20 protein-coding genes and 1 pseudogene are annotated in these 25957 nt (G+C 62.1%); 16 read left to right on the top strand and 5 right to left on the bottom strand.

Features of this window, described 5'->3' with window-relative positions; translation table 11 throughout:
• Positions 1-192 precede the first annotated feature (192 nt).
• From glpA to FY251_RS10695, 6 genes are all read left to right on the top strand, one after another.
• On the top strand, positions 193-1884 hold the full coding sequence (glpA, locus tag FY251_RS10720; protein WP_148414726.1) for an anaerobic glycerol-3-phosphate dehydrogenase subunit GlpA: 1692 nt from the start codon (positions 193-195) through the stop codon (positions 1882-1884).
• Positions 1874-3232, top strand: coding sequence for a glycerol-3-phosphate dehydrogenase subunit GlpB (glpB, locus tag FY251_RS10715; RefSeq protein ID WP_148414724.1), 1359 nt, complete (start codon positions 1874-1876; stop codon positions 3230-3232). The genes glpA and glpB overlap by 11 nt, the downstream gene beginning before the upstream one ends.
• A gap of 136 nt (positions 3233-3368) precedes the next feature.
• Complete coding sequence (locus FY251_RS10710; RefSeq protein ID WP_148414722.1) at positions 3369-4877, top strand: anaerobic glycerol-3-phosphate dehydrogenase subunit C; 1509 nt, start codon at positions 3369-3371, stop codon at positions 4875-4877.
• Between the two features lie 66 nt (positions 4878-4943).
• Positions 4944-5387, top strand: coding sequence for a heme-binding protein (locus tag FY251_RS10705; protein WP_042663094.1), 444 nt, complete (start codon positions 4944-4946; stop codon positions 5385-5387).
• A 249-nt stretch (positions 5388-5636) separates the two neighbouring features.
• A complete protein-coding gene (locus FY251_RS10700; protein WP_148414721.1) occupies positions 5637-6350 on the top strand; it encodes a ThuA domain-containing protein in 714 nt (237 codons plus the stop codon).
• A gap of 126 nt (positions 6351-6476) precedes the next feature.
• Positions 6477-7280, top strand: a complete 804-nt coding sequence (locus FY251_RS10695) for an inositol monophosphatase (RefSeq protein WP_148414719.1) — start codon at positions 6477-6479, stop codon at positions 7278-7280.
• Positions 7281-7449: 169 nt separating this feature from the next.
• Here FY251_RS10695 and FY251_RS10690 read toward each other — a convergent pair whose 3' ends face one another.
• Together FY251_RS10690 and FY251_RS10685 are read right to left on the bottom strand one after the other, a co-directional pair.
• Positions 7450-8529, bottom strand: coding sequence for a hypothetical protein (locus FY251_RS10690; RefSeq protein ID WP_089780615.1), 1080 nt, complete (start codon positions 8527-8529; stop codon positions 7450-7452).
• On the bottom strand, positions 8522-10111 hold the full coding sequence (locus FY251_RS10685) for an FGGY-family carbohydrate kinase (RefSeq protein WP_148414717.1): 1590 nt from the start codon (positions 10109-10111) through the stop codon (positions 8522-8524). Before FY251_RS10685 ends, FY251_RS10690 begins: the two co-directional genes overlap by 8 nt.
• A gap of 745 nt (positions 10112-10856) precedes the next feature.
• Here FY251_RS10685 and FY251_RS10680 point away from each other — a divergent pair.
• Positions 10857-11507, top strand: a complete 651-nt coding sequence (locus FY251_RS10680) for a ribonuclease HI family protein (RefSeq protein ID WP_148414715.1) — start codon at positions 10857-10859, stop codon at positions 11505-11507.
• Between the two features lie 100 nt (positions 11508-11607).
• Complete coding sequence (gene sfsA / locus FY251_RS10675; protein ID WP_148414713.1) at positions 11608-12321, top strand: DNA/RNA nuclease SfsA; 714 nt, start codon at positions 11608-11610, stop codon at positions 12319-12321.
• Positions 12322-13168: 847 nt separating this feature from the next.
• Here sfsA and FY251_RS10670 read toward each other — a convergent pair.
• Positions 13169-14446 (bottom strand): Cdc6/Cdc18 family protein, encoded by a 1278-nt coding sequence (locus FY251_RS10670; RefSeq protein WP_042663107.1) that lies wholly within the window; start codon positions 14444-14446, stop codon positions 13169-13171.
• A 1725-nt stretch (positions 14447-16171) separates the two neighbouring features.
• Here FY251_RS10670 and FY251_RS10660 point away from each other — a divergent pair.
• The 4 genes from FY251_RS10660 to FY251_RS10645 all read left to right on the top strand — a co-directional run bounded on the left by FY251_RS10660 (position 16172) and on the right by FY251_RS10645 (position 20755).
• Positions 16172-17302, top strand: coding sequence for a VIT1/CCC1 family protein (locus tag FY251_RS10660; protein ID WP_148414711.1), 1131 nt, complete (start codon positions 16172-16174; stop codon positions 17300-17302).
• A gap of 341 nt (positions 17303-17643) precedes the next feature.
• Entirely contained in the window at positions 17644-18504 is an 861-nt protein-coding gene (locus FY251_RS10655; RefSeq protein ID WP_394349427.1) for a UbiA family prenyltransferase, read from the top strand.
• Between the two features lie 73 nt (positions 18505-18577).
• Entirely contained in the window at positions 18578-19360 is a 783-nt protein-coding gene (locus FY251_RS10650) for a winged helix-turn-helix domain-containing protein (protein WP_148414708.1), read from the top strand.
• Positions 19361-19411: 51 nt separating this feature from the next.
• Positions 19412-20755, top strand: coding sequence for a cytochrome P450 (locus tag FY251_RS10645; protein WP_148414707.1), 1344 nt, complete (start codon positions 19412-19414; stop codon positions 20753-20755).
• A gap of 762 nt (positions 20756-21517) precedes the next feature.
• On the opposite strand, the gene FY251_RS10640 is transcribed toward FY251_RS10645, so the two are convergent.
• The gene (locus tag FY251_RS10640) at positions 21518-22465 is read right to left on the bottom strand and encodes a hypothetical protein (protein WP_148414706.1); all 948 of its coding nucleotides are present in this window, start codon (positions 22463-22465) and stop codon (positions 21518-21520) included.
• Positions 22466-22690: 225 nt separating this feature from the next.
• On the opposite strand from FY251_RS10640, the gene FY251_RS10635 reads away from it, so the two are divergent.
• Positions 22691-23038 (top strand): helix-turn-helix domain-containing protein, encoded by a 348-nt coding sequence (locus FY251_RS10635; protein ID WP_042663114.1) that lies wholly within the window; start codon positions 22691-22693, stop codon positions 23036-23038.
• A gap of 1 nt (position 23039) precedes the next feature.
• Positions 23040-23363: a hypothetical protein gene (locus FY251_RS10630; RefSeq protein ID WP_148414704.1), complete on the top strand. Its 324-nt coding sequence runs from the start codon at positions 23040-23042 to the stop codon at positions 23361-23363.
• Positions 23364-23780: 417 nt separating this feature from the next.
• Here FY251_RS10630 and FY251_RS10625 read toward each other — a convergent pair whose 3' ends face one another.
• Complete coding sequence (locus tag FY251_RS10625; protein WP_148414794.1) at positions 23781-24488, bottom strand: hypothetical protein; 708 nt, start codon at positions 24486-24488, stop codon at positions 23781-23783.
• 313 nt (positions 24489-24801) lie between these two features.
• Between FY251_RS10625 and FY251_RS24235 the strand changes: the two are divergent.
• Both FY251_RS24235 and FY251_RS10620 read left to right on the top strand, forming a co-directional pair.
• Positions 24802-24927, top strand: a pseudogene (locus tag FY251_RS24235) (sensor histidine kinase); the annotation flags it as partial.
• A gap of 162 nt (positions 24928-25089) precedes the next feature.
• Positions 25090-25944, top strand: a complete 855-nt coding sequence (locus FY251_RS10620; RefSeq protein ID WP_148414702.1) for an MBL fold metallo-hydrolase — start codon at positions 25090-25092, stop codon at positions 25942-25944.
• Positions 25945-25957 lie beyond the last annotated feature (13 nt).

Genomic DNA, 25957 nt, shown 5'->3' with positions numbered 1-25957 from the left:
ACCGGCGAGTCGGCGCTCCGGGGAGTCGGCACTCCGGCGAGTCGCAGGTCACAGCCCGGAGCGCCGCCGAATCGAGACCCCGTGTCGCGGAGGGCACGCGAGCGGTGCCGTCGCCGCGTCCGACCCGCGACCGCGGAAAATTCGGTGAGCACAACAATTATTACGTCGCTTCCCATGGTTTTTCATAATTATATGAGCCACTCAGTCGTCGTTATCGGCGGTGGAGCCACCGGTACGGGGATCGCCCGCGACCTCGCGATGCGCGGCTTCGACGTGACGCTCGTGGAGCGGGGGAACCTGACCGAGGGGACGACCGGGCGCACCCACGGCCACCTCCACAGCGGGGCCCGCTACGCGGTGTCGGACAAAGAGAGCGCCGTCGACTGCATGCGGGAAAACCGGGTGCTCCACCGCATCGCGGGCCACTGTATCGAGGACACCGGCGGGCTGTTCGTCCAGTTAGAGGGCGACTCCGACGACTACTTCGAACGGAAGTTGGCCGGGTGTGCGGAGTGCGACATCCCGACCGAGGTCATCTCGGGCGAGGAGGCGCGGCGGCGCGAACCCTACCTCACCGACGCGGTCGAGCGCGCCATCTGGGTCCCCGACGGCGCGGTCGACCCGTTCCGCCTCTGCGTGGCGAACGCGGCGAGCGCCGTCGAACACGGCGCGCGCATCGAGACGCACGCGGAGGTCGTCGACCTCGTCGTCGAGGAGGGACGGGTGGCCGGCGTCGAAGTCGAGCGGCGAGGGCCGAACCACCGCGGCGAGGGCGCGACGGGCGACACCGAGACGTTCGAGGCGGACTACGTCGTCAGCGCAACCGGCGCGTGGGCGGGACAGTTGGCGGCGATGGCCGGCGTCGACCTCGAAATGGCGATCTCGAAGGGCGCGATGGTCGTCACCAACGTCCGGCAGTTGGACACGGTCATCAACCGCTGTCTCCCGAAGGGCGAGGGCGACACCATCATCCCCCACGAGACGACGGTCCTGCTCGGCGCAAACGACGACCCGGTGGACGACCCCGACGACTACCCCGAAGAGCAGTGGGAAGTGGACATGATGATAGACGTCGCCTCCGAGATGGTTCCGGTGGTCGCCGACGCCCGCATGATACGCGCCTACTGGGGCGTCAGACCGCTGTACGACCCGAACCCGGAGTCGACGACCGACCCCGGCGACGTGACGCGGAACTACTTCGTGCTCGACCACGCCGAGCGCGACGGAGTCGGGGGGTTCGCCTCCGTCGTCGGCGGCAAGCTCACCACCTACCGAGAGATGGCGGAGTCCGTCGGCGACCACGTCTGCGAGGTACTGAGCGTCGAGGAACCGTGCCGGACGGACGAGGTCCCGCTCCCCGGGAGCGCCGACCCCTCGGCGCTCGACGAGTACATGGACGAGTTCGACCTGCGCTCGCCCATCGCCCGCAGGAGCGGTCAGCGACTCGGCGACCGGGCCCCCGAGGTGCTCGACATCGACGGGCCGAACCCGACGCTCTGCGAGTGCGAGGCCGTCACCCGTGCCGAGGTCAGAGACGCCATCGACCAGGTCGGCGCGGACCTCAACGGGGTCCGCCTCCGGACCCGCGCGTCGATGGGGAACTGTCAGGGCGGCTTCTGTAGCCATCGGCTGGGAGCCGAACTCTATCCCGACCACGGAGCCGAGGCCGCCCGCGACGCCGTCGACGAACTGTATCAGGAGCGCTGGAAGGGCCAGCGTCACGCCCTCTGGGGCGAACAGCTCTCGCAGGCCATGCTCAACGCCATGCTCCACGCGACGACGATGAATCACGACGCGAACCACGTCGTCGGCGACGAGGACATCGAGTACCGCGCCTTCGACGGGGGGCGGACCGCGGTCCCGGAGGGCAGCCATGGCGATTGAGAGCGACGTGCTCGTCGTCGGCGGCGGACTCGCCGGGATGGCGAGCGCGGTCGCGGCCGCCCGCGAGGGCGCGACGGTCAGACTGGTCTCCCACAAGAAGACGACGCTCCGACAGGCGTCGGGGCTGGTCGACGCCCTCGGCTACGTGCCGTCCCGGGACTCGGCGGTCGAGGGGACGGACTACGTCTCCCAAGAGCGCGCGGACTTCCGAGAAGTGCGGTCGAACCGGGACGCCTACCGGGGACCGCTCGTCAGACCGACCGACGGATTCGACGACCTCCCGGCGGACCACCCCTACTCGCTCGTCGGCGAGTCCGCCCTGCGAGACGGCCTCGCGCTGTTCGACGACCTCGCGGGCGACGCGTATCTCGGCGGCCACACGGAGCGAAACGCGCTCGTGCCGACGTTCGGCGGCGCGGTGAAGCCGACAGCGCGATACCCGCGCGCCGCGGCCGCGGGGCTGGCGAGCGACGACCGCCCGATGCTCGTCGTCGGCTTCCGGTCGTTCACGGACTTCGACGCCCGCATGCTCGCGGACTCGCTTGAGGCCGCGGGCGTCCCGTTTCCCGTCGCCGGCGTCGAAGTCGAGTTCGCCGAGGAGTTCCGGGCTGACGCGCCGGTGACGCGAATTGCGAAGGCGCTGGACCACGACGAGCGCCTCGACGGGACTCCGGCGAGGCGGGCGCTCGCGGACGCCGTGAAACCGTACGTCGACCGCGCGGAGCGCGTGGGCTTTCCGGCCGTGCTCGGCGACGACCGCGCCGACGCGGTTCGGGCGGCGCTCTCGGAGCGACTCGGCGTCGACGTGTTCGAGATTCCGATGGGACCGCCGAGCCTCCCCGGCCTCCGGCTGGAGGACCGGCTCTACGACGCGCTCGACGCCGAGGGCGTCCTGTACGAGACCGGGAACCCCGTCGTCGGCTACGAGACCGACGGCGACTCGGGGCACGTCGACGCGGTGCTCGTCGACCGGAAGGGCCGGGAGGTGCCGTACGGGGCCGACTCGTTCGTCCTCGCGACCGGCGGCCTCGTCGGCAAGGGCCTCGACTCCGACCGGACGGCGGTCAGAGAGCCCGTGTTCGACTGCCGCGTCCCCCAGCCGTCGGACCGCTACGACTGGTTCGTCGACGACGCGTTCGGGGCGCATCCCTACGCCCGTTTCGGCGTCGAACCGGACGCCGAGATGCGGCCGCTCGCCGCCGACGGAACGCCGGAGTTCGGGAACCTCTACGCCGCCGGCGCGGTGGTCGGCGGCGCGGACGCCGCCCGGGAGAAGTCCGCCGCCGGCGTCTCTCTCGCCACGGGCGTCGTCGCGGGACGCAACGCTGCGAAGAGACTCGGCGACTGACGGCGAGTCGACCGACGACGGAGACTGGACGACCGAACCGGACCGACCGAACGACAACAGACGGCCGAACGACAACAGACGGCCGAACGACAACAGACGGCCGAACGACACCGGACGCGACCCACCACACGAGACTATGACAGCGACCGACGACGGAGACCGAACGACCGAACCGAACCGGACGAACAGCCGCGACCAGGCGACCGAGAGAGGCAGAACGGCCGAGAGAGGCAGAACGGCCGAGAGAGACAGAACGGCCGAGAGAGACAGAACGGCCGAGAGAGACAGAACGGCCGAGGAGGGGAAACAGCGACGGACCGACGGGGAACGACGAGTCACCGACGGCGGCGTCGCGGCCGCGTCAGCCCCCGAGAGCGCCGAGTACGACACCGACCCGGAACTGACCGACGTGTTCGAGGAGGGTGACCTCGACCTCCGCGCGGGCGCGGACGACTGCTACAAATGCACCGCCTGCGACACGTCCTGCCCGGTCGCCGAGGTCGACGACGAGTTCCCCGGACCGAAGTTCCAAGGGCCGGAGCAGTGGCGACTCAAGCGCAAAGAGGACGCCGACATCGACGACTCCGTCATGTCGTGTTCGAACTGCATGCGCTGTGACTCGGCGTGCCCGTCGAGCGTCCCGCTCAGCCAGATGCACAACGAGGCCCGCGGCGAGTACGTGAGCGAGCGGATGAGCGCGCTCTCGCGGGAGTACGTCCGCAACCGCATCCTCGCCAACTACCGGACCTCGGCGGCGGTCGCGTCGGCGGTTCCGCGACTCGCGAACTTCGCCATGAACTTCGGACCGGCGCGCTGGGCGATGGAGAAACTGCTGGGCGTCACCGCCGAACGCGACTTCCCCGAGTTCGCGTCGCAGACGTTCCGGGAGTGGTGGCGCGAACGCGGCGGAGCGCGGGTGGAGAACCCCGAAAAGCGGGTCGCCTACTTCCACGGCTGTTACGCCAACTACAACACGCCGGAGGTGGCGAAGGCGATGGTCCGCGTCTTCGAGCAGTTCGGTTACGAGGTCCTCGTCCCGCCGCAGGGGTGTTCGGGGACGCCGATGTTCGCGAACGGCATGCTCGACGACGCCCGCCGACACGCCGAGACGAACGTCGAACACCTCGCGGCCGCGCTGGCGGACGGCGCGGACGTCATCGCGTCGTGTACCTCCTGTTCGCTGTCGCTTCGGCAGGAGTATCCCGAACTGTTCGACATCGACGGTATCGAGGACGTCTCGGACAACACGTTCGAGGCGCTGGAGTACCTCCGCATCCACGAGGACCTGCGGGGTGCGCTGGCCGACGCCGAACTCGACGGGGAGTCGTTCGGCTACCACGGACCGTGCCACGCTCGCAATCAGGGGCTCCACCGGCAGGTCGTCGAACTGTTCCGCGACGTCGACGGCGTCGAAATCGAGGACGTCGGCGACTCCTGTTCCGGTATCTCCGGCACCTACGGCTGGAAGGAAGAGAAGTACGACAAGTCGATGAAAATCGGCGAGGAGATGTTCGACCATATGCGTCACGCCGAGGGCGACGCGGGCATCACCGAGTGTCCCACCTGCGCGATGCAGATGGAACACGGCACTGGCTACGAGATTCGCCACCCGCTCGAACTGCTCGAAGACGCGCTCGTCGAGTGACGGTCGGGGGAAATCCGACGAAAAATGACCGGGATTTATGTGTCCGCGTGCGGGGGTTACGCACGCATGGTGGAAGCAATCCCGCTAGACGTAGCAACGCAGTTGATCGAAGCGGCCGAGGCCCGGGCCGACGAAATCGAGAACCCGATGGTCGTCACGGTCGCCAACAGCGAGGGGAACCTCATCGCGCAGCACCGGATGGACGGCGCGTGGCTCGCCTCCGTCAGTATCTCGCGCAACAAGGCGTACACGTCCGCCGCGCTCGACATGCCGACGCACGAACTCGCCGAGGCGTCCGAGCCGGGGAACTCGCTGTACGGGCTGGACACGCGAGACGACGGTCGGATGGTCGTCTTCGGCGGCGGCTACCCGCTCGAACGCGACGGCGAAGTCGTCGGCGCGATCGGCGTCTCCGGCGGCGCCGTCTCGCAGGACCGCGACGTCGCCGAGGCCGGCGTCGAGCGCTGGACCGAACTCGTCGAGGCGAACGCGGTTCCGAGCGACGACTGAGCCGTTCCGAGGAAACGCGGGCGACTGACGACTGACCGCGGGAGCGACCGGACTCGGAGGCCGACACCCGACATCGAACGCGACCCTGAGACGCGACCGGTCCGAGTCGTGACCGCGGGTCGAGAACGCTCACGCAGGCACCCACGGGGCGTCTGTCCCGCCTCGCTTTTCGAGACCGCCGCGGCGGCGGTTACAGTCCACATGTCGATATTCCGAAGGTTTTAGACCGGGTGCGAGCGTAGTGGACGTATGGCATCCGTGACCGTATGGAACGAGTACGTACAGGAGCGAACGGACGAGGAAGTCGCCGCGGTCTACCCCGACGGCATCCACGCGGTGCTCGCCGAGGCCCTCGAATCGCGGGGTCACGACGTGCGTGTCGCGACGTTCGACGAACCCGACCACGGCCTCACCGAGGGGGTGCTCGACGACACCGACGCGTTGGTCTGGTGGGGCCACAAGGCCCACCAAGCGGTCGAAGACGCGGTCGTCGAGCGGGTCTGCGAGCACGTCTACGACGGCATGGGGTTCGTCCCGCTGCACTCCGCGCACTTCTCGAAGGCGTTCAAGCGACTGATGGGCACGCCCTGTTCGCTCCGGTACCGCGAGTCCGGCGAGCGAGAGCGGATGTGGGTGGTCGACCCCGGCCACCCCATCGCCGACGGCCTCGACGAGTCCTTTGTCGTCCCGGAGACGGAGATGTACGGCGAACCGTTCGCGGTCCCCGAACCCGACCGTCTGGTGTTCGCGTCGTGGTTCGAGGGCGGCGAGGTGTTCCGCTCCGGCTGTTGCTACCGGCGCGGTAGCGGTCGGATATTCTACTTCCGGCCCGGCCACGAGACCTACCCGGTGTACGAGGTTCCCGCCGTGCGAGAGGTGCTCGACAACGCGGTCAGGTGGGCGGCCGCGGGCGTTGACGAGGCGGTTCCGACGGCGAACCGCGCGGTCGACCCGGTCGAGTGAGCGGCGCGGCCGAGGGTGCTCGGTCGTCACGGGATGGAACGGAACGAGACGGAACGGGACGAACCGAATTCGGGAAGGAACGACCGCCGTCCGAGGTTTTTTCTCGCCGTGAACGGATAGCCGGGTATGGAAAAGCGCTCGCGCGAAGCAGTCGCGGTAGAGGCCGCAGAGACCGGGGCGGAGTACGCCTTCGAACACTTCAGAACGGACTTCGATATCGAACAGAAGGGCGACAAGACCGACCTCGTGACCGAAATCGACCGCGAGACCCAGCGTCGGGTCATCTCGACGATTCGGGAGCGGTTCCCGGACGATGCCGTCGTCGGCGAGGAGGAAGACGAGCGAAAGACCGTGCCGGAGTCGGGCTACGCGTGGGTCATCGACCCCATCGACGGGACGCAGAACTTCACCCGCGGGACGAACGCGTGGGTGACGAGCGTCGCCATCGTCGAGGACATGGAACCGCTGGCCGCCGTCAACGTCGCGCCGGCGACGGGCGACACGTACGTCGCGGCCGGCGGGGGAATCGAACGCAACGGTCGCCCGATAACCGTGAACGACGAACGCGACATCGAGGCGTTCATCGTCGCCTCGACGCTCCGGTTCGGACCCGAGGACCGCCCCGCGGTCGAGACGCTCGCCGGCGAGATATTCGGCCGGTTCGGCGAACTCCGCCGAATCGGAACCACGCAGTTGACGCTCTCGCGGGTCGCCGACGGCTCGATAGACGCGGTCGTCGGCCTCGACGAGCACCCCAACGCGTGGGACACGGTCGCCGGCGTACACCACGTTCGGCGGGCTGGCGGTGTCGTGACTGACATTCACGGAAACGAGTGGTTGCCGGGACGGCCCGGGCTGGTCGCGTCGAACGGTCGGGCCCACCAAGAGGTGCTCGAAACGGCGCAGGCGGCGTTCGAAGCGATTCACTGACGTCGAAGCGGTCGTCTATGCGGGGGCCGTTCGCGGTGTGCGGACTGGGAGCGGTAGTCCATCGGTGCCCGTCGGTCGAGAGCGGTCGAGTCTGGTGCGTCGGTCAGGTCTGGTGCGTCGGTCGAGTCGTCGTCTCAGTCGAGTCTCGCGGCCGGTGGGCGGGCGTCGATCACAGCGGCGGCACCCACGAGGTGTGCGGGAACACGCCGAGCGCCCCGAGGACCGCGACGAGGAACGTCCCGAAGACGATGGCCGCGGCCGGCGGGTCGAAGTGCGTGTCGCCGTGCGCGTAGAAGACGCGCTGGAAGAGTTCGCCGAACAGCGCGCAGACGAGGCCCATGCCCGCGCCGACGAGGACCACCTCGGCGAGCGGCAGCGAACTCACCGCCGCGCCCTCGGGGGCCATCGCGAAAACCGCCGTGCTCGCGGGGAGCGTGATGTGATGGGTGACGGGGAAGTGCTCCAAGCCGATGCTCAAGAAGATGAGCGAGACGGCGCTGATTCCGAACCCGAGGTAGACGCTGCCCGTCGCGTACCCGAGGTACGCCCCGAGCACGCCGACGACGAGTCCGAGCAGAGAGACGTTCAGCCACTTGTACTGCTGCGGCAGCCACGGTTCGACGAGGAACCGGGTCGCCGGCCCCGACTGCGGTTGCCCGCCGTCGGTGGCGGCCTGGGGCGCGTCGCGGAACCGTTCTTCGACGAACGGGCGCATGTTGAGCCGCCCCTCCGCGGACTGGCCGACGAGGTCGTAGCCGAACGCGACGCGGTGGAGCGCCGCCGAGAGGACGACGGCCATCGCGACGGGGTCCCACGGCGCGGCGAACGCGACCATGACCTGCGTCATCAGGTAGCCGGCGATACCGAACAGCCCGCCGACGAGGAGCACGTCCGGTTTCGTGCCGAACGCGTAGTTGATGTTCTTCGCGGGGTGGTAGTCGAACTCCGCGTCCATGTACCCCCGCTTGGCGGCGTAGGCGGAGGCGGCGGCCCCCGCGGCGAAGCTGATGTGCGGGCCGAAGACGGGACCGAACGCGACCGACCCGGTGAGGCCGAGCGCGCTCAGTTGCGCCGGGTCGGCGTTCGTGGCAGCGGCGACGGCCTCGGTCGCGAGGTTGCCGGCCTCGCCCGCGATGACGAGGAAGCCGGTGAAGATGAAGGCGGGTTGACCGCCGATTGCGGCGCCGAACGCGCCGCCGGCGAAGGCGGCGACGAGCATGCCGAAAGAGAGGAACGACAGGTCAATCATCGTATCCCCCTTTCACGGTGTCTTTGCCGACGACGGTCTTCTTGTTCGGTCTCGCGCCCGCGGACTGCGACATGTAGCGGAGGTCCTCCAGCGCCTCGACGCGCTCGTCCCAGACCGCGAACGTCGCCTCGTAGGCATCGGTGTACACGTCGTACCAGCGGCTGTACTGCTGGACTTTCTTCGGCCGCGGTTCGAACGACTGCGCGACGGACGACGTGGTGGCCGCCGCGCCGGGGAGGTCGTCGTAGGCACCCGTGCCGACGCCGGCGAGGAGCGCGGCTCCCTTCGCGCCGAACTCGGTTCCCTCCGGGATGATGATGGTCGCGTTCAGGCAGTCGGCGAACATCTGACACCAGAAGTCCGAGTTCGCGCCGCCGCCGCTGAGATACACCTCGTCGGCGTTCTGCGGGAGGTGCGTGAAACAGTCACGCATGGCGAGCGAGATGCCCTCGTAGACCGCGCGCACGAGGTGTGCCTGCGTGTGCTCTTGGTTCAGACCCATGAACTGCGCCCGCGCGTTGGGGTTGAGGAAGGGCGCGCGCTCGCCCGCAGAGCTGAGGAACGGGTGGTAGATGAGGCCGTCGGAGCCGACGGGAATCGACTCGACCTCCTCTTCGACGAGGTTGAAACTGCTCTTGTCCATAATCTCCTCGATGGCCCAATCGAGGTTCGGCGTGCCGGTCATCGAGGACATGAACTTGGTCCAGAGCCCGCCCTCGACGCCGAGCGTCAGCAGGATACCCGTCTGCTCGTCGTCGTCGGGTGCCTCGTCGAGAACCGTCTGGTTCACTGAGGTCGTCCCGACGATAGAAGAGCCGTCGCCCGGGTTCGCGGCCCCGCTTCCGAAGGCTGACGCGGCGATATCGATAAAGCCGGAAACGACGGGCGTCCCCTCGGGGAGCCCCGTCTCGACCGCCGCGTTCCGGGTGAGACCGCCGACGACGTCGGTGCCCGGAACGAGGTCGGGGCGCATCTCGCCGACCTCCGGCATTCCGACGACGTCCAGAACCTCGTCGGAGTACTCGGCGGACTCCGATTCGACGTACGGGAGCGACGCGTCGCTCGGGTCCGTGGTGAGCTCGTCGGTGAGCTTGTACTTCAGCCAGTCCTTGCAGTAGAAGACCGTGTCGGCCTCCTCGTAGCGCTCGGGTTCGTTCTCCTTGAGCCACCGGAGGATGACGAGGCTGCTCCCCGGGAACTGGGTGCCGCCGCAGATGTCGTAGACCCGCTCGGAGACTCCCGACTGCTGCCACGCCTGCACGACGGAACTCGCACGGCCGTCGGACCAGAGAATCGCGGGACGGACCGGGTCACCGTCCTCGTCGACGAGCCAACAGCCGTCGCCCTGCCCGGTGACGCCGAGCGCGAGGACCTCGTCGTCGTCCAACTGGTCTTCGACCTCGCTGAGCGTCTGTGCGGTCTTCTTCCACGTCGTCACCATGGACTGCTCCGCCCAGCCGGACTCGGGGCGGTCGACCGCGTTTTCGACGCTGCTCTTGTGTAGCTCCTCGCCGTCGAGCGAGAAGGCGACCGATTTAATCACTGTCGTACCGGCGTCTACGCCGATAATGACTTGCGCCATAATAGACCATTATCATTATCATTCTAATATAGGTTTGGATTGCTGTAGAATTGTGGGCGGGCGGACGCCGCGTTTAGTCTTTTCCCGGTCGTACTCGGTGTCGACACAGCATTCACTATTTCCGAATCGGCCGTGGGTGCCGGTCGTAACACCCCAACGTTGCGGGTATCGACGACAGACCCGGACACGGCGATTCAGAACCACCGGGCGAGAGCCAGCGGTTCGAGAGCGACGCGCTTCAGTATGAAGAAACGCGCACCGGCCCAGCGGCACCGATGGCGAGCGAGCGAATTACAGAGCTAATCGCGTAATCTTTGTCCGATACCGGGGCTCCCGCTCCGACTCGCTCCACTCGGTGGCACCGCACGCCGGACCGCCGCTGTCAGTGCTGTTCGGGCGGTAGTCGGAGTAGTCGTCCGGACAAATCGGCCGGAGCAGTCGGCCAGTTCAGGTCAGCGCGTTTGAACCCGAGATAGCCGATGACTAGTGGGATGACCGCCGAGAGGCAGAGGTGACTGGACCACCAACTCGACGTTCCCTCCGGTTATCGGGGCGCTCGCGTCGGGCATCGTCGGGACGGGGAGGCGGGGTTCAATCGATACCTCACTCCCACGACGGAGCACTGAAGGAATTATCCCGCTCGACGACAGAGGTGAGGTATGCAGGTGTTCGACGAACCGACGAACTCGCCCGGGAGCGAGGATGGGAGGCCCGACAACGGAGACCGGAACGAGGTGGTGCCGGCGTGAGCGGAGAACCGCTCCCCTCCGAGCACCACTCACCGCTCGCCACGCTCGTCGACGAGGTGCTCGCAGGCGTCGGATACGAGATGGCAGTCGCCACCGAACTCATCGACGACGCGGTCACCGGCTACGGCGGCCTCTTCGACCCCGCGACCACCCCGGCAGAGCTCCGTCAGGCACTCGAAGAACTCCTCTCCTCGGACCTCGGCCGTCCACCCGTTTCGGAGCCGACCGACCGCTCGTTCATCCTGTACGTCGATGGTAGCTCACGCGGCAACCCCGGTCCCGCCGGAGCGGGCGCTGTCATCGTGGACTCGGAAGAAAATCGGCTTGCTCGTCTCGGTCGCCCCGTCGGCTCGCGGGCGGGGAACAACACCGCGGAGTACGTCGCCCTCCAACTCGGTCTCTCCGAGCTGTTGGCCCGCTACGAGCCACGCAGCGTAGCGGTTCGAATCGACTCGATGACCGTTATCCGCGATGTCTGGGGCGGTAACGACCCGACAGAGCCCGGCGTCGAGACGTACAGCGAGGCCGTCGCCACGGCGCTGGCACGCGTTCCGAACCACTGGTACGAGCATCTGGCGGACAGCGACCCGAACCCCGCCGACGCGCTGGCGACGGTCGGTTCAGATATCGCAGCCTTCGGACCCTGATAAGAGAACCAGAAGAGAGACGCGCCCGGACGGGCCGAGCGCTCTCACAGACTCGAAGCGAACGATTGGTATCCCCTCGGCCGCATCGTATCCACAACACATGGACCCGCTACTCACAATCGACGGCGAGTTACTCACCGGAACTATCGTCGACCGACCGAATCGGTTCGTCGTGCGCGTTCGGTTCGAGGACGCGCCCGAACGCGTCTTTCTCGGAGACCCCGGAGCCCTCGAAGGTACGGTCGAACCGGGAAACGAGATTCTCTGTTTACCGGTCGAGGACCCGGAGCGAGCGACGGACTACGACGCCATCGCGGTCCGCGTCGACGGCGTGTACGTGAGCGTCCGCCCGGCGCTTGCGAACGACCTCTTCGAGCGTGCGCTCGCCCGCGATGCAATCCCCGCGTTCGACGGGTACAGTTGCCTGAAACGCGAGCCTTCGCTACCGGAGCACGGTCGGACGGATTTTCTCGTCGAGACGCCGACCGGCGAGACCGCCTTCGTCGAAATCAAATCCTGCACGCACGTCAAGGATGGCGTCGCCATGTTTCCCGACCGCCAAACCGAGCGCGGTCGGCGTCATCTCCGGAGCCTCGAAGCGCTCTCCGAAGACGGCCACGAGACACACGTCGTGTTCGTGGTGCAGCGACCTGACGTCGAACGCTTCCGCCCCTACCAAGCTGTCGACCCGGAGTTCGCCGAATTACTCGCCCGCGTACGGGAGACCGGGGTGGACGTACACGCGATTACGACCTCGTTCGACCCGCCTCACTACTCGCTTCGGAACGACGACCTGCCCGTCGACATCGGGTGACGAGCGGGACGCTCGGAATCCGAATAGCGTCCAGTTCGTCTGTGTGGAGATGGCAAAGCGATTCGTTCGGGTGCGACAGAATCGGAACCGACCGTCCGACCTCCGGGGGCGACTCGCCGAGCGGCGGACAGATTTGTGTCTGTAGCGAACTACACTCTGCGGAACCAGCCGTTAGTTCAGTTCACTACGACTCGATAATGTGTTTTCATCACAATACGTTTTGAGAAGACTCATGAGATGGCACCACGTCGTGGTGGTTTCTATAGAAAGAGAAGCGACATACCGTAACAATACATTTCGGGGGGTTTTGACCACTAATCGAGGGATAGTTTACGAGTACGTGGACCACATTCGCTTAAATCGACCCATCGTCTCTCAGCCGATAGTAGCGCAAGCTAATCTCAACGTAATAATTTGAATGAGTCGTTCACCTGTTTACCAATGAATCAATCTGAGCCAGCTATTATTGCACCATATGCACAGTAATAAATGGACGGTGATGCGGGCGTTGGAAGTCATAATATTGCATGAATCGTACTGTTTCATTGGTGGACAGTCGGTCGCGTGTGGCTGGACGGCGAGCCCTCCCGAGTTTCCTCGAAATCCGTCGCAAAGCACCCGGTGCGAACTCTGCGGTCGTCATGACCGATTCACTGGACGACCTGCTCGCAGTGCGATTCCCAAACCAGGTCACCTAGACAGTATATGCGTGTTTGACGGGGTCTCCCAGCGAGATTCCGCACATTTACACTTTACATGCAGGGTGCGAGTCCCCGGCGTGGGAAATCGGGACTTACACTCGTGACCGGGGGTGCGCGGTCGGAGAGGAGAGGAGAGGAAAGGGGGATTACGCGAGATCTTCCAGCCGGCTATCGCGGAGCACGGATTTTAACACGATACCAGTGTCCTGAACCAATCGATGCTCCAGATAGCTTCCTTCTCCCCTCCCACCACCCGTACGAGTCGACTCTACGACGCCGAGGAACGCCTGTTCCTTCAACAGTTCGTAGACGCGGTGTTCGCTCAGAACCTTCGCATCGACCGTCTCAGTCGTGTTCTTGTATCGCTTGTAAATTCGGCTCGTCGAGAACTCGTCTTCGTTCGAACTCTCCTCGGTCAGCAGCGCGAGTGAGTAGAGAATGAACTTAACTTGGGTCGTCGATCCGCGAAGTAACTCCTCGAATCGGTCGACTTCCGCCCACTCTTGGGCATCGCGGACGTGCTCCGCGACGACCTGGTCGGCGTTCTCTCGTTCAGCGAGTTCGCCCGCGTGTCGGAGAATTTCGATTGCCTTTCTGGCGTCGCCGTGTTCCTGCGCGGCGAGCGCCGCAGTCAGCGGAATGACGTCATCAGAAAGAACGCCATCGTGGAACGCATCGCGCCGATGCTTCATAATCCCACGGAGTTGATTCGCGTCGTAGGGTTGGAAGACGAACTCCTCTTCGCGGAGACTCGACTTGACACGCTCGTTCAACTGATCGCGGTACTCGATTTTGTTACTCACCGCGATAACGCCCAAGTGACAGTCGGCTTTCCCGGACTCGCGGGCCCGTGAGAGTTGCATCAGAATATCGTCGTCGTCGAGCCGATCGACCTCGTCCAGAATGATGATGACCGCATCGTAGGCGAGGTTCAGAATCTCCCAGAGGTAATCGTAATACTCACCACTGCCAATCCCCGCACGCGGGACGTCGAAATCAGTTCGCTCGGTCTTGTTGAGTTCCCGCGTCACTGTACGGGCAACGCGGGTCTGCGTGTTGTGCTGTGCACAGTCGACGTAGACAGTCCCGACCGAGACACCGTTCGATTCTGCGGCCCTGCGGGCACGCTCCGTAACATGGCGAGCGACCAGCGACTTGCCCGTCCCCGTCTTGCCGTAGATCATGACGTTGTTCGGCGGGTCGTCTTGCACGATGGGCCTGAGTTCCGCGGCGATGTCCTTGATTTCCTCATCACGGCCGACGATTCGGGCACTCTCCGGGACGTGACCGACCTTCAGAAGCTCCTTGCGAGTGAAAATATCGACCCGGTCGGGATCGTCTCCCTCGATATTGAACAGCGGATCCTCAGCCGGGTCTTCGTACCGGTCGTCGAAGTCGGAGAGTTGCGACGGGTCCTTAGCCATCGTTACAAGATATCCCGCTACCCGGCTACTTAATTATTCGCCCACCTCGACAAGAGTGTAAATCGTCCCGCAGCAGAGACCTACTGCGCAGTGCGTCCAATGTCAGTCGAGAAGGGGTAGAGGCTATCCAGAGTGAAAGACGACCCACCCGTGCAGGTGCTTCGCACGAGGGCACACCCCTCGTCCAGAGTGAAAAACGAACAGAAGCCAATATCTGGCCACCCCTCGTCCCGAGTGAAACGCCGCGATTCGCCGATTGCCTCGGAGGACACACCCCTCATCACGAGTGTAACTCAAACCGAGTCCAGACAATCGCACAACGCGGGACACGAGCGGCGTCTGACGTGCGGCAGACACCCCCCGTCAAGAGTGAAAACAGTCGTGAAGTGAGTCGACTGGCGGTTCGGGGTGGTTCCCATCCCCAGTCGGAGTACGGACGTAAATCACAGTCGTCAACCTCTATTCTGAACCAATCCCAACCTGAACCGATTTAACGGCTGTCGAGAATATTGAATATCGAGGGAATCATCACATTCAAATCACGACGAAATGAGACCCACCCACCCCTCGTCAAGAGTGAAACTGAAACGAAGAGAGCCCGGTGCTAGACGAGAATCGAACGACCGGACCGACTGAAAACGCCGTGAATCCGGGGCAGACGTAGGAACGCTGCTGTCGAACACTCGTAGAACCGATTCGAACCAGCAACTAGTCACATTCTTTAGTATGATATAGAAGTTTTATATTCTATAAACCCGAACAGTCCACTAAGTATATTCTACCTATTAAATAAGACGAATTATTATTCGTCTGTGTCTCGCGAAGCGTTACTCGTCTTTTTATCTACATTCTGTTGTCAATCTCCGTTTCAGGGGCTCTCTCCGTGGGTTCGTCGTTTTTCTCTCCTCACAAACCCCCGTTTCCCGTGGACAGTCCCCCCACCCTTTCGACCGTTTTCACTCTGGACGAGGGGTGTGTGTTCCCACAGGGTTCGTCTACTTCGGAGTTCGAGTCCAAGGACGTCGAGCGATATCATCTGGGCGACCGACGGGCTCTCGGAGGAGGACGTCCGTTGTTCGTTCTGGGGCTCTCTCGATTCCCTCCCCACCGCTGATTGTGTGACTCTCTCGCTGCGGGCCGGACTACTTGCTTTCGACGTGAGTGAATCTCGTATCAGGAGAGCGAGCGTTCGTAGATATCTCCCTCGTTGACGAATCGATACACATGAGCAAGACAGAGACGCTTCGAAACGCAGTCATCGGTGCTGTCGTCACAATCGTTCTCGCGTTCACCACTGTCTCGCCGGCGATTGGTGGGGCCGTGGCCGGCTACCTTCAGCGCGAACCTCCCGTGGGAGGTGCGAGTTGGGGCCATCTCCGGCGCGATAGCGAGCGTCCCGTTCCTCCTCGTACTCGGCCTTGGGGTCGCCGTGTTCTTCGGGACGGCTCCGGCAGGCGGGTTCGGTGCTCCGGGAGGTGTGGAGCTAGCCGTCATCCTGCTTTTCATCGTCCCTCTCGGCGTGCTCTGGAACGCCGGCTTGGGCGCGGGGGGTGGCTACGTGGGTGCGTACATTCGCGCGCACGCCGGTTCCGCGGAGTCGACGATGTCTGAACCCGGTCACGAGGCAAGATAGCACAGCTACTTGCTGGGGAGGTATACGGTGGTCAGAACGCTCCTGTGGCGTACTGAGCGCACCACTAAGTCCTCACAGTGCGATTACACTATATGGCTCCTTCGGAGAATATCGAGCGTTATCGTCGCAATCGGCAAGACGAACTCGACAGTGCGACGGTCTACGCGGCGATGGCTGACGCCGAATCGCAACCGCAGGTCGCAGAAGTGTATCGGCGACTTGCCGACGCGGAGCGAGCCCACGCAGACTTCTGGACAGAGAAGATTCGCGAGGCCGGTTCCGACCCGGGAGAAGCCAACCCGTCCCGGAGAGCCAGAACACTCGCATGGCTGGCCGGTCGATTCGGGCCGGGATTTGTGATCTCCTCGATGAACGCGGGGGAAGCCATCGGCGCGGACGACTACGCGACCCAACCGGAGGTCATAGGAACCGGGATGGCGGCCGACGAACGCTCGCATGATCGTCTCCTAGCGGCCATCGCGGAAGCTCCCGGGCGTGGTGCGCAGGGAGAGGTCCTCGCCCGACTCGAAGGCCGCCACCGAGCGACCAGTGGCAATGCCCTCCGTGCCGCAGTGCTCGGTGCGAACGATGGTCTCGTCTCAAATCTCAGTCTCGTAATGGGCGTCGCCGGCGCGGCATTAGATTCGACGGCGATTCTGATTACCGGCTTGGCCGGACTTCTCGCCGGGTCTGGGTCGATGGCGATGGGCGAGTGGCTCTCCGTCCAGAGCTCTCGGGAACTCTACCAACGGCAGATCGGAATCGAGGCCGAAGAACTCGCCGAAGTCCCCGAAGAGGAGGCAGAAGAACTGGCGCTCATCTACGAGGCGAAAGGGCTCTCGAAAGAACGCGCCAGAGAGGTGGCCGAGCAGTTGATCGCCGACGAGGAGATGGCGCTGGACACGCTCGCTCGCGAGGAACTGGGAATTAATCCGGAGGAACTTGGTGGCTCTGCTTGGGAAGCGGCCACCACGTCGTTCGTCCTCTTCGCGCTTGGAGCCATCGTCCCGGTACTTCCGTACTTCGTGTTGAGCGAACTGGTCGCCGTGGGTGCGAGCCTCGTGTTGAGCGCGGTTGCCCTGTTCGTCATCGGGGCGGGAATCACGCTCCTCACGGGGCGGTCCGTGCTCTTTTCCGGACTGCGTCAGGTCGGCATCGGCCTCGCCGCTGCGGTCCTCACGTACGGCGTCGGGAGCGTGATCGGGGTGACGCTGGTCAGCTGACGGGACCGAAAATAACTGTCATTTCGTACATGTCTCCTCGTATGGCAGCAGGAGTACGACGAGTCGACTGATGTGTTCGAAGCGATGACCGAGACCGTCCGCGGGACCGGTGGCGCGCTCACCGGGAGTATGTGATTAGTGACCAGATCTCTGACTCTGTCGGACCTGTTCACCGTTGACATTCGGAAGGACCTTCGTTCCAATTTATTAGACAGTGATGATATCCCCAATGAATGAGGTAATATGATGTCACGAGCCACTTGATAATAATGTCGTCATGGTTAGCAAAACACGGGCAGACCGAGCGCAGATATTCAACGAAAGTATGGGCGTTTTCGCAGATCAATCGACTGCCTGAAACAGTAGGGTATAACGTAGCGTATGCCCTCCTCGCTGTTGCAATTGCTCGCTCACGGCTAGATTTAGGCCTCGAAATAGAGAGTTTGATACAGATCTCAGCCACATTTAGTGCGGCGATGCTAACGAAAATGCAGGCGTCAGTCGCAGACGTCCTGCACGATTACGCCGTTGACAAAGAAAATCCTGAGAAACAACAGAACGCGACCGCAGTCGATGAAATCGGATACGAGAGTGCGCATACTATCCTCGTTATTGAACTCACAGCCGGTCTGTTTCTTTGGATGTGGGTCTCACTACAGACGTCGTCACTACTGTTCGCTACTGTCGGTGCCCTGTTTTCGATATCTGGGTTCGTATACTCATACCCGCCCCGAATTAAGGAGCGAGGGATACTGAACCACCTCGTAACGACGGGTACCGACGTCGGGTTCGTCGTCCTTCCGCTCGTCATACTAGCAGGAACTCCCTCAGTTGAGTATGCGGCTACCGCTCTCGGTGTTATTCTTCTCTATACGTTTGGGTATCATACACTGCATCAAGCCGCGGATACGTACTATGACCGGCAAGCAGGAGTACGGACGTTCACACAGAACCTTGGAGTGTCAGCGAGCGTATTACTGTCAGCGATCTGTACGGCCATGGCTGGCGTTGGTGCAGGCATACTCCACGCTCTGGGAGGTGCGTTTGCGATGTTTCTCGTTGCTGGCCGTTACGTGTGGCTCTACTATCGAGTACGAGAGAAGACCGAGAAAGAACAAACAGACATTACGGCACAGCGGTTCAATACGGCCTACGTTGCGACGTTCTTGAACGCAGCGTTCGCACTCAGTCTGTTAATATAATTTATTTGATGTCGGATATCGACTGCGCCAACCCTGACGTTTTAGTGTTGGCGAAATTTGACTTATAATTATCATGACTGGGTCGCTGGATACTAATCTCTCGAAGGTGCTTGCGAAGCGGTTTGAGATCTTACACACGCTTAACGAGCAACCGCAGCGGAAACCGGAACTTGTCGAGTCCGTCGACTGTTCGCGGTCGACCGTCGACCGGGCGATCACGGAGTTACTCCAGTATGACTGCGTCGAGTCTCATAATCGAGAATATCGAACGACCCCGCTCGGGCGAGCCTCACTAAATATTCGACAGGAGTATCTCGATAAGATACACGACGTGCAGCGTGCTAGCGATATACTAAATGAAAATCCAAATCTGAAAGAGCTCCCGTCAGTGTTCCTTCGTCAAGTGACGGTCTCGACGGCAGATCCACAGTTCCCGGAATCTGCGCTCAGTTCGAGTACTGCGCGGTTACGACAGTCTGAGCGGATGGTCGGCCTTGCACCTGTCGTTCTCAAATCATATATCGACGATGTTGAGGCTGCTGTTCGAGAGACGCAATGCACGGCAGAGATTATTGTATCCGAGGACGTTCTACCCGAGTTGGTTGATTACCGTGAGTCGTTTACTGAATTGGTCGACTCCGGACGGGTGGTTCTCCTTGTCACGGGTGACGAACTCCCCTACGCACTCTGGATCATGGAAGGAGTAGACGGGGAAGTCGCTGGGATAACTGTCCATCAACACGGTGGCGTACGGGGAATGTTGACGAACACCGCACCGGAAGCTGTCAAGTGGGCGCGTGAGCAGTATGAGTCGTTCAAAGCGGATGCGACTCGATACCAGCTCGCAGAGAATTGACGATGAGTAACAGCAGACAACAAGCCCGACTCCACGAGGTGAAGTAGTCGTATGAGTAACCGCGATACCCGCTCACGTACTCGGAAAACACCGCCTGAGCCACCCTCTCCTCCGATTGTCGGGCACACCTATCAATTCCTCCGTCGTGACCCGCTCGATTGGTTCACGGAATTAAACGAAGCGTATGGGCCAGTCGTTCAGCTTCGAGTTGCTGGGCAGCGACTCATCCTTCCGACAGAGCCGGACGATATCGAACGGGTTCTTCTCACGAATAGTGAGAACTACGAGAAAGGTGGGTTCCAAAAGATGGTGACCCGGTCACTACTCGGCAATGGGCTTGTTATCGCGGAAGGCGACGAGTGGCGGGCAAAGCGCCAAGGGATCGAGCCAGTCTTCCACCCGAAGCGGATGGCGGAGTACCAGTCAGTAATCACGTCACACACCCAGTCGACGATCGAGCGGATTTCGTCGGGAGAGACAGTCGACTTAGAACAGGAGATGAAGCATCTCACGCTCAATATTATCGTGGATGCGCTCTTTGGTGTTGACCTCTCCACAGAAGACTGGGACTTAGAACCCGCCTTCAAGCGAATCTTAACACATTTCGAACGCATCAGCCAAACGTACCTGTATCTTCCAGAGTGGATTCCGACCCCTGAAAACAGAGCATACAGAAGTGCGATTAGCACGCTCGACTCCGCCGTCGAGGACCTAATAGCGGCTCACCGAGCGGGAGATATCGACGGGCCAACGGTCCTCAATTATCTCCTTGAGTCGGACGAAGACTGGGACACGAAAGACCTCAGAGACGAAATCGTGACGCTGTTACTCGCTGGTCACGAGACAACTGCGCTCATGCTCACGTTTACTGGTGACTTATTGGCGAGACATCCTGACGTCCAAGAGACTGTGGCGCGTGAGGTCCGAGAGAAGCCGCTTTCTTACTTTTTCGGTTATAACGACGAGTATTCCGAACTCGACAAAGTAATACAGGAGTCGCTACGCTTGTACCCTCCAGTCTATGGGGTTTTTCGCCAACCCATCGAGGACGACCAACTGAGCGGGTTCCATGTCCCATCGGGGTCCATTATCGCGCTCAATCAATGGGTTGCTCACCGGGATTCTCGTTGGTATCAATCACCGACACAGTTTAATCCAGGACGGTGGTCGAAGGAGTTCGAAAAATCAGTGCCGACAGGTGCGTATTTCCCGTTCGCTGCGGGTCCACGCCGATGTGTAGGTGAGAGATTTGCAAGGTTAGAAGCAAAACTGATCTTGATTAATGTATTGAGGGAGTTCAGATTAACAAAATCAGTTGATGAGAGCCTCGACGTGATTCCGTCGTTAACTACCCAACCAGCGGAGACGGTTAGCGTCACGTTCAGAGACCGATGACGTCATGCTAGTTTGTACATACGTGTTCGATACGGGTACTGCAGTTCGTACAAATCAAAATCAGCTCATTTGACGAACAGTGTGGCATACTACTGGTTAGTAAGCAACGTTGTCACGTGCAACAGTCTCCCGTGAAATCGGGTCTACTGTTATACAACCAGCATCACGGACGGCCATTGTACAGCGCGAATTTGTGGGAACATTCCGGCACGTTTCTCAACACAGTATCGGTTGTTTGCAGGACTTCAATATATCATAAGTACGTATATTGCCGAAAGTATCCCGACACTGAGTAAAACCCGATATACAACGTCAGCTGTTCGATTATTCTGGATTAGCCCACTGGCGGCATAACCAAACACGATGGCAATTACAGATAGAAGAAGTTGCCAGTTCGGGATCATGACTGTGTGAATTTCTCACGTGTTGTAGCTACAAGCCTGTTTGCACTCCGACGCTCCCCCACCGAATACAGTCCATTCGTCAGTCACTACTGGCAGTCAGGACTGGGCAGCGAGTTCTCGCTCAACACGGTGTTCTGAGGTGGGCTCTTCGCTGGCTATCTCGCTAGCGCGGCAGCGACGAAAATAGATGCTTCGAGTGGGGCAGTCCGCTTTGGTTCCGTGTCGTCGCGGTTTTGGTGTTACCGTTGGCTTCACAATCATTCATCACTCGCACTTGGAACCGCCCCGAATCGAACGAAGGAGTATATTTCACACTCGGCGGTTCGAACAACCGCTCGTCGAGACGCTCTCTATCGGTTCACTCGACCGCGTTCCTCGTTGCTCCCTCGCCAGAGGGCTTTGAATCTTCTGTCCCACCGGCCCAGTAGTCGGCTAGCGGACCATCAACACCGGTTAATTGGATCCACGCCTGCGAGGTAATACCGAGAATGACGATCGAGATGATCGAAGACTCCACCGAGAGTGCCACCTGAGTGAGTAAGAAGGTCGGTGAACTGAACGTCGCATCCGGCATGACCTGTCCGAGAAACATACTGAACGCCATATTGATTCCGTAGGGAACGATGAGGGCTGCACCCAGTCGGAGGCGGTTCCCAGCGACGGTGCGCCAACTTTGGACGAACGCCGTCGGGACTGTCGCGTCGCGAACGGCGATCTCTTGGTCGACAAACGCAAACGTCAACAGGACGAACCCGACTGGCAGCAGACCCACCAATATCGCTGGAACAACGAGGATAGGTGTGTACCACGCACCGACGAGTGTCGTCTGCAGTGATTCGGGAAGCACGGTGAAGATCCCGATCGCCCCGAGGATGGCGACCATCATAACGAGGAATACCAGAACGAACATGGCCAGCACCCTGAGCAGCGTGGCGATGAACAGCCGCAGTGTCGCCCATCCAAGATTTCGAAACACCAGCTGTTCCGGGAGGTGATCGCGCCCGTCGTCGACGAGCGAGCGAACCGCAACGATCTGTATCGGGACCGTCAGCACGCCGCCAGTGAGCCCGCCGAGGAGTGCGGCGCTCGCTGACACCAGCGACGGGAGGGCCGTCCCGGGTGCCGGCGTCCCAGGTGGTGACGCCGATCCTGGCATCCCGAGCGGGACGTACGTGGTCGCCAACAGCCAGACAAACACGCTTTGGAGAACGGTTGCAACGAAGAAGGTCGTCATGAGGAGCGCGCCATTTCGCGTGAGAACGCGTCCGAGTCCGTCGGACACGATCTGTCGGACGTGGAGGACCATACACCGCGATTCTTCGTGCCGTGAGTTCAAACCCACGGGTGCTTTTCTGGTTCGGAAAATATCGCGTGCGGGGGGTGCAGGCCGGGGGCTTGGGCAATGGCAGGAGGGCCGATACGGGGACCGGCACGTGGGACGATGACAGCGAGACGCTAAATTGGGGCCGTCGACTTTCTGGCTTGGAAAAAGAGTAGAGGGTATTAATTACTCCGCCCTGAAGTATCCGACGTGAGTGAGGATCCCTCCACCGAGGAAATCTTCGCGCTCCTCGATGACGAGTACGCGCGTGCGATCCTCGCTCAGACGAGCATCGAACCGATGTCCGCCAAAACCTTGAGCGATCGATGTGATGCCTCCCTGCCCACGATATACCGGCGCACGGAGAGGCTCATCAACTGTGACTTACTCGCAGAACGGACCGAAATCGGTGAGAACGGCCACCACTACAGCATCTTCGAGGCACGACTCGACAGTCTTACCGTCGAAGTTGACGAGGGAGACATCTCAGTGAGCCTCGACACGGGGCGGGCCGAAGACCCGGCCGATCGCTTCACCGACCTCTGGGAGGGAATCTGAGATGGTTCAACCCAGCATGGACCTGTACGTGAACTACCTCGTGTTGCTGGCGGTGACGTTACTGGCGTTGGTTCTCAGCCTTGCCATCGTCTTTCAAGCCTACCGCGGGTACCGACGCAATCGAAGCCAGCCGATGCTGTGGCTCGCGGTCGGACTGGTCCTCCTCACGGCCGTGCCGTTCGTGGTATCGTTGACGGTCGCATCGGCCGGAACCGCGCTCGGGTTCGGCCCGGTTGTGTACACGTACTACGCCCCCATACTGAACAGACTCATCGAAGTCGTCGGGCTGGTCTGTATCCTCTATTCGCTTTATAGCCGATCCTGAGCCACTGCTATCGCTTCGGGTTCCGCTCGATAGTGCCTGTAGTCGCGGAGGTGTGACGTCGTTGTATCCACCAACAGGTGATACTCCCGGAGGTCGTCCGACAGACAGAGAACGTACCTCTTGCGGGATTTGTCTCAATTATAGACAGTACGAGACGGCCACGGTCAACGGAAAGAACACAACCGCAACGAGAGCCGCCGGTAGAAAGAGAACGAAGAAAGCAACACCGTCCATGAAATGACAATGTCGCGGGACACGGCCAAAGTTCGTTCGTCGCGATATACACCTGAGGCCGATGCGCGCTTTCGAGATCGGAAATCCGTCGAAACCGCTACGCTGAGAAGATCAATAATCTGTTCCACCAGACGGGAGCAGAGTTCTTGAGGGCAAACGAACGACTGCGTAGTGCGCCGTCGTTCACCCGGTCAGTTCGTCGTAGACGGCGACGGAGAACGTGAGCATGAACGCCGACGCGACGCTACCGATGACCGCCGCGAGGACCCCCACGACGACGAGTAGGGGCGTCGAGAGCGTCGGCAGGCCAGCCGTCGAAGCGGCCTCGGGACTAGCCAAGAGCGAGACGCCGGCGTAGACACCGCCGGAAAGCGCGCCGATGACCATTGTGAGAAGCATGTAACCGAACGTCGCCAGAAGGTTCTCCCGGACGACGCGATAACTCCGCTTGAACGAGTCGATTGCGGACGCACCGTCGATGACGATGGCCTGGCCGTAGAACTGGACGAAGAACGCCACGGCGAGATACAGGAGCCCCGCAATGGCCACCAGACCGATAAACACCGTCCCGATGGAGCCGTGAGCCAGGAACGCCCCGAAGCCAGCCGCAACACCGACTGCACCGATGACACCGTTGACGACGAGCAAGAGTACGTAGGCGATCAGCAACGAGAGATAGTTGGCCTTCCCGTCGGCGATGAAACGTGATAGCGAGCTGCGGGTGGTAAGGGCTTCGTCCGCCATCCCGAACATGCCGCCCTGGATGAAGGGTGTCACGAGGAGGAGAACTGCGGAGATGCCCAACGAGTAGAACGTCGAGATGAGTGGGTACGACGACTGCAACAGCAGTTGGGGTACTAGCAGTACGAACACGATCAGTTGTGGGACCAGCAGACCCGGAGCACGCTTGAGCGCACCCGGTGTCCGTCTGAGGGCTTGGAGGACTCCCATGGATGAGAGAAAGCGGCCCGATGGTATAACCGCCAACGCTGGTTTTCTGGCTCAGAAAATAAGTCATCAGTGCCGTTGTTTCGAGAGAGGAGAACGCCACCGAGGAGGAAGGTGAACGGTCTCGACGTGAGTACTGTCACATGATACGGCTCATTTTAGAGGTAGCGCATGGGGACGTGCCCAACCCCGCATCGGCGTCCTCGCTGAAAACAGCGACCGGGTCGTCCTCGCGATTAACGAGCGACTGCTCGAACTCGGGCTCGCTATCGTCAAGCAGGTTGCCGAGGCCCACCGGTGGAGCGTTAGCGTCACCGAATCTGATGCCGGCGGGGCACGGTTCGAGATTACGGGAGTCACGTTCGCTGATATCGACGACTGAGCCCCCACGAACTGGAATGGGTCTGAGACCGTCGTACGGTGAGCTTATTCGGGTCAGCATCGGGGTGCGTGTTCGCCGCGCCGGAAGTTTTTACAGGTCCCGTGCGGACCGCTGTCACATGTACGATCACGGCGAACTCGGCAGCGCGGCGCGGAGCGTACGATGACGATTACGAGCGACTGGGGCGAATGGTGGGCTCGGGAGGAACTCAACGGCGTCGACGTCGAGGAAGGGGTCTCGCTGTGGTATCTCGGGGTCGCCGGCTGGGCGATACGGACGCCGGAGACCGCCATCTACATCGACCCCTACTTCAGTACCGAGCGGGACCGCGAGTACGTCGCGCGGATGTCGCCGGTGCCGATGGAGCCGCAGTGGGCGGACGCCTGCGACGCGGTCTTCTGCACCCACGACCACCGCGACCACTTCTGGCCGCCCTCGTTCGGGCCGCTTCTCGACCACGGCGGCTCCGTCCACGCACCCGCCGAGTGTTACGAGAACTTCGACGTGAGCGCAATCGACGAGGCGAAGCGGACGGTCGTCGAACCCGGCGACAGCTACGAGGTCGGCGACCTCACGGTCCACGTCAGAGGCGGGTGCGACCCGGACGCGGACGGCACGGTGACGTACGTTATCGAGCACGAGACGGGCACCGTCTTTCACGGCGGCGACAACCGACCCTGTGAGGCGTTCCACGAGATCGGTTCGGAGTTCGACATCGACCTCGGAATGCTATCTTACGGCACCGACGCCCGCCTCGTCGAAGACGGCGAGGTCGTCACGCGCAAACTCTACAACGACGCGGACGAGATCGTCGAGGCCGCGAACGCGCTCGGCATCGACCGCCTGATTCCCGAGCACTGGCGGCGCTGGCGGTCGATTCACGCCGACCCCGGCGCACTCTCGAAGGCCGCGACGACGTTCGAGTACCCGCACGTGATCGAGGAGGTCGAAGTCGGTGACCGCTTCCGACTCGGCCGACCGGGTGTCGTCCCACCGGCGCGCCTCGGCGGTGAGTGAATCTCCAACCCGT

The organism is Haloferax sp. KTX1 (assembly GCF_902410085.1).
Classification (GTDB): Archaea; Halobacteriota; Halobacteria; order Halobacteriales; family Haloferacaceae; genus Haloferax; species Haloferax massiliensis.
Note: the sequence above shows the minus strand (reverse complement) of the source record. Positions and strands in the feature narration are given on the sequence as shown.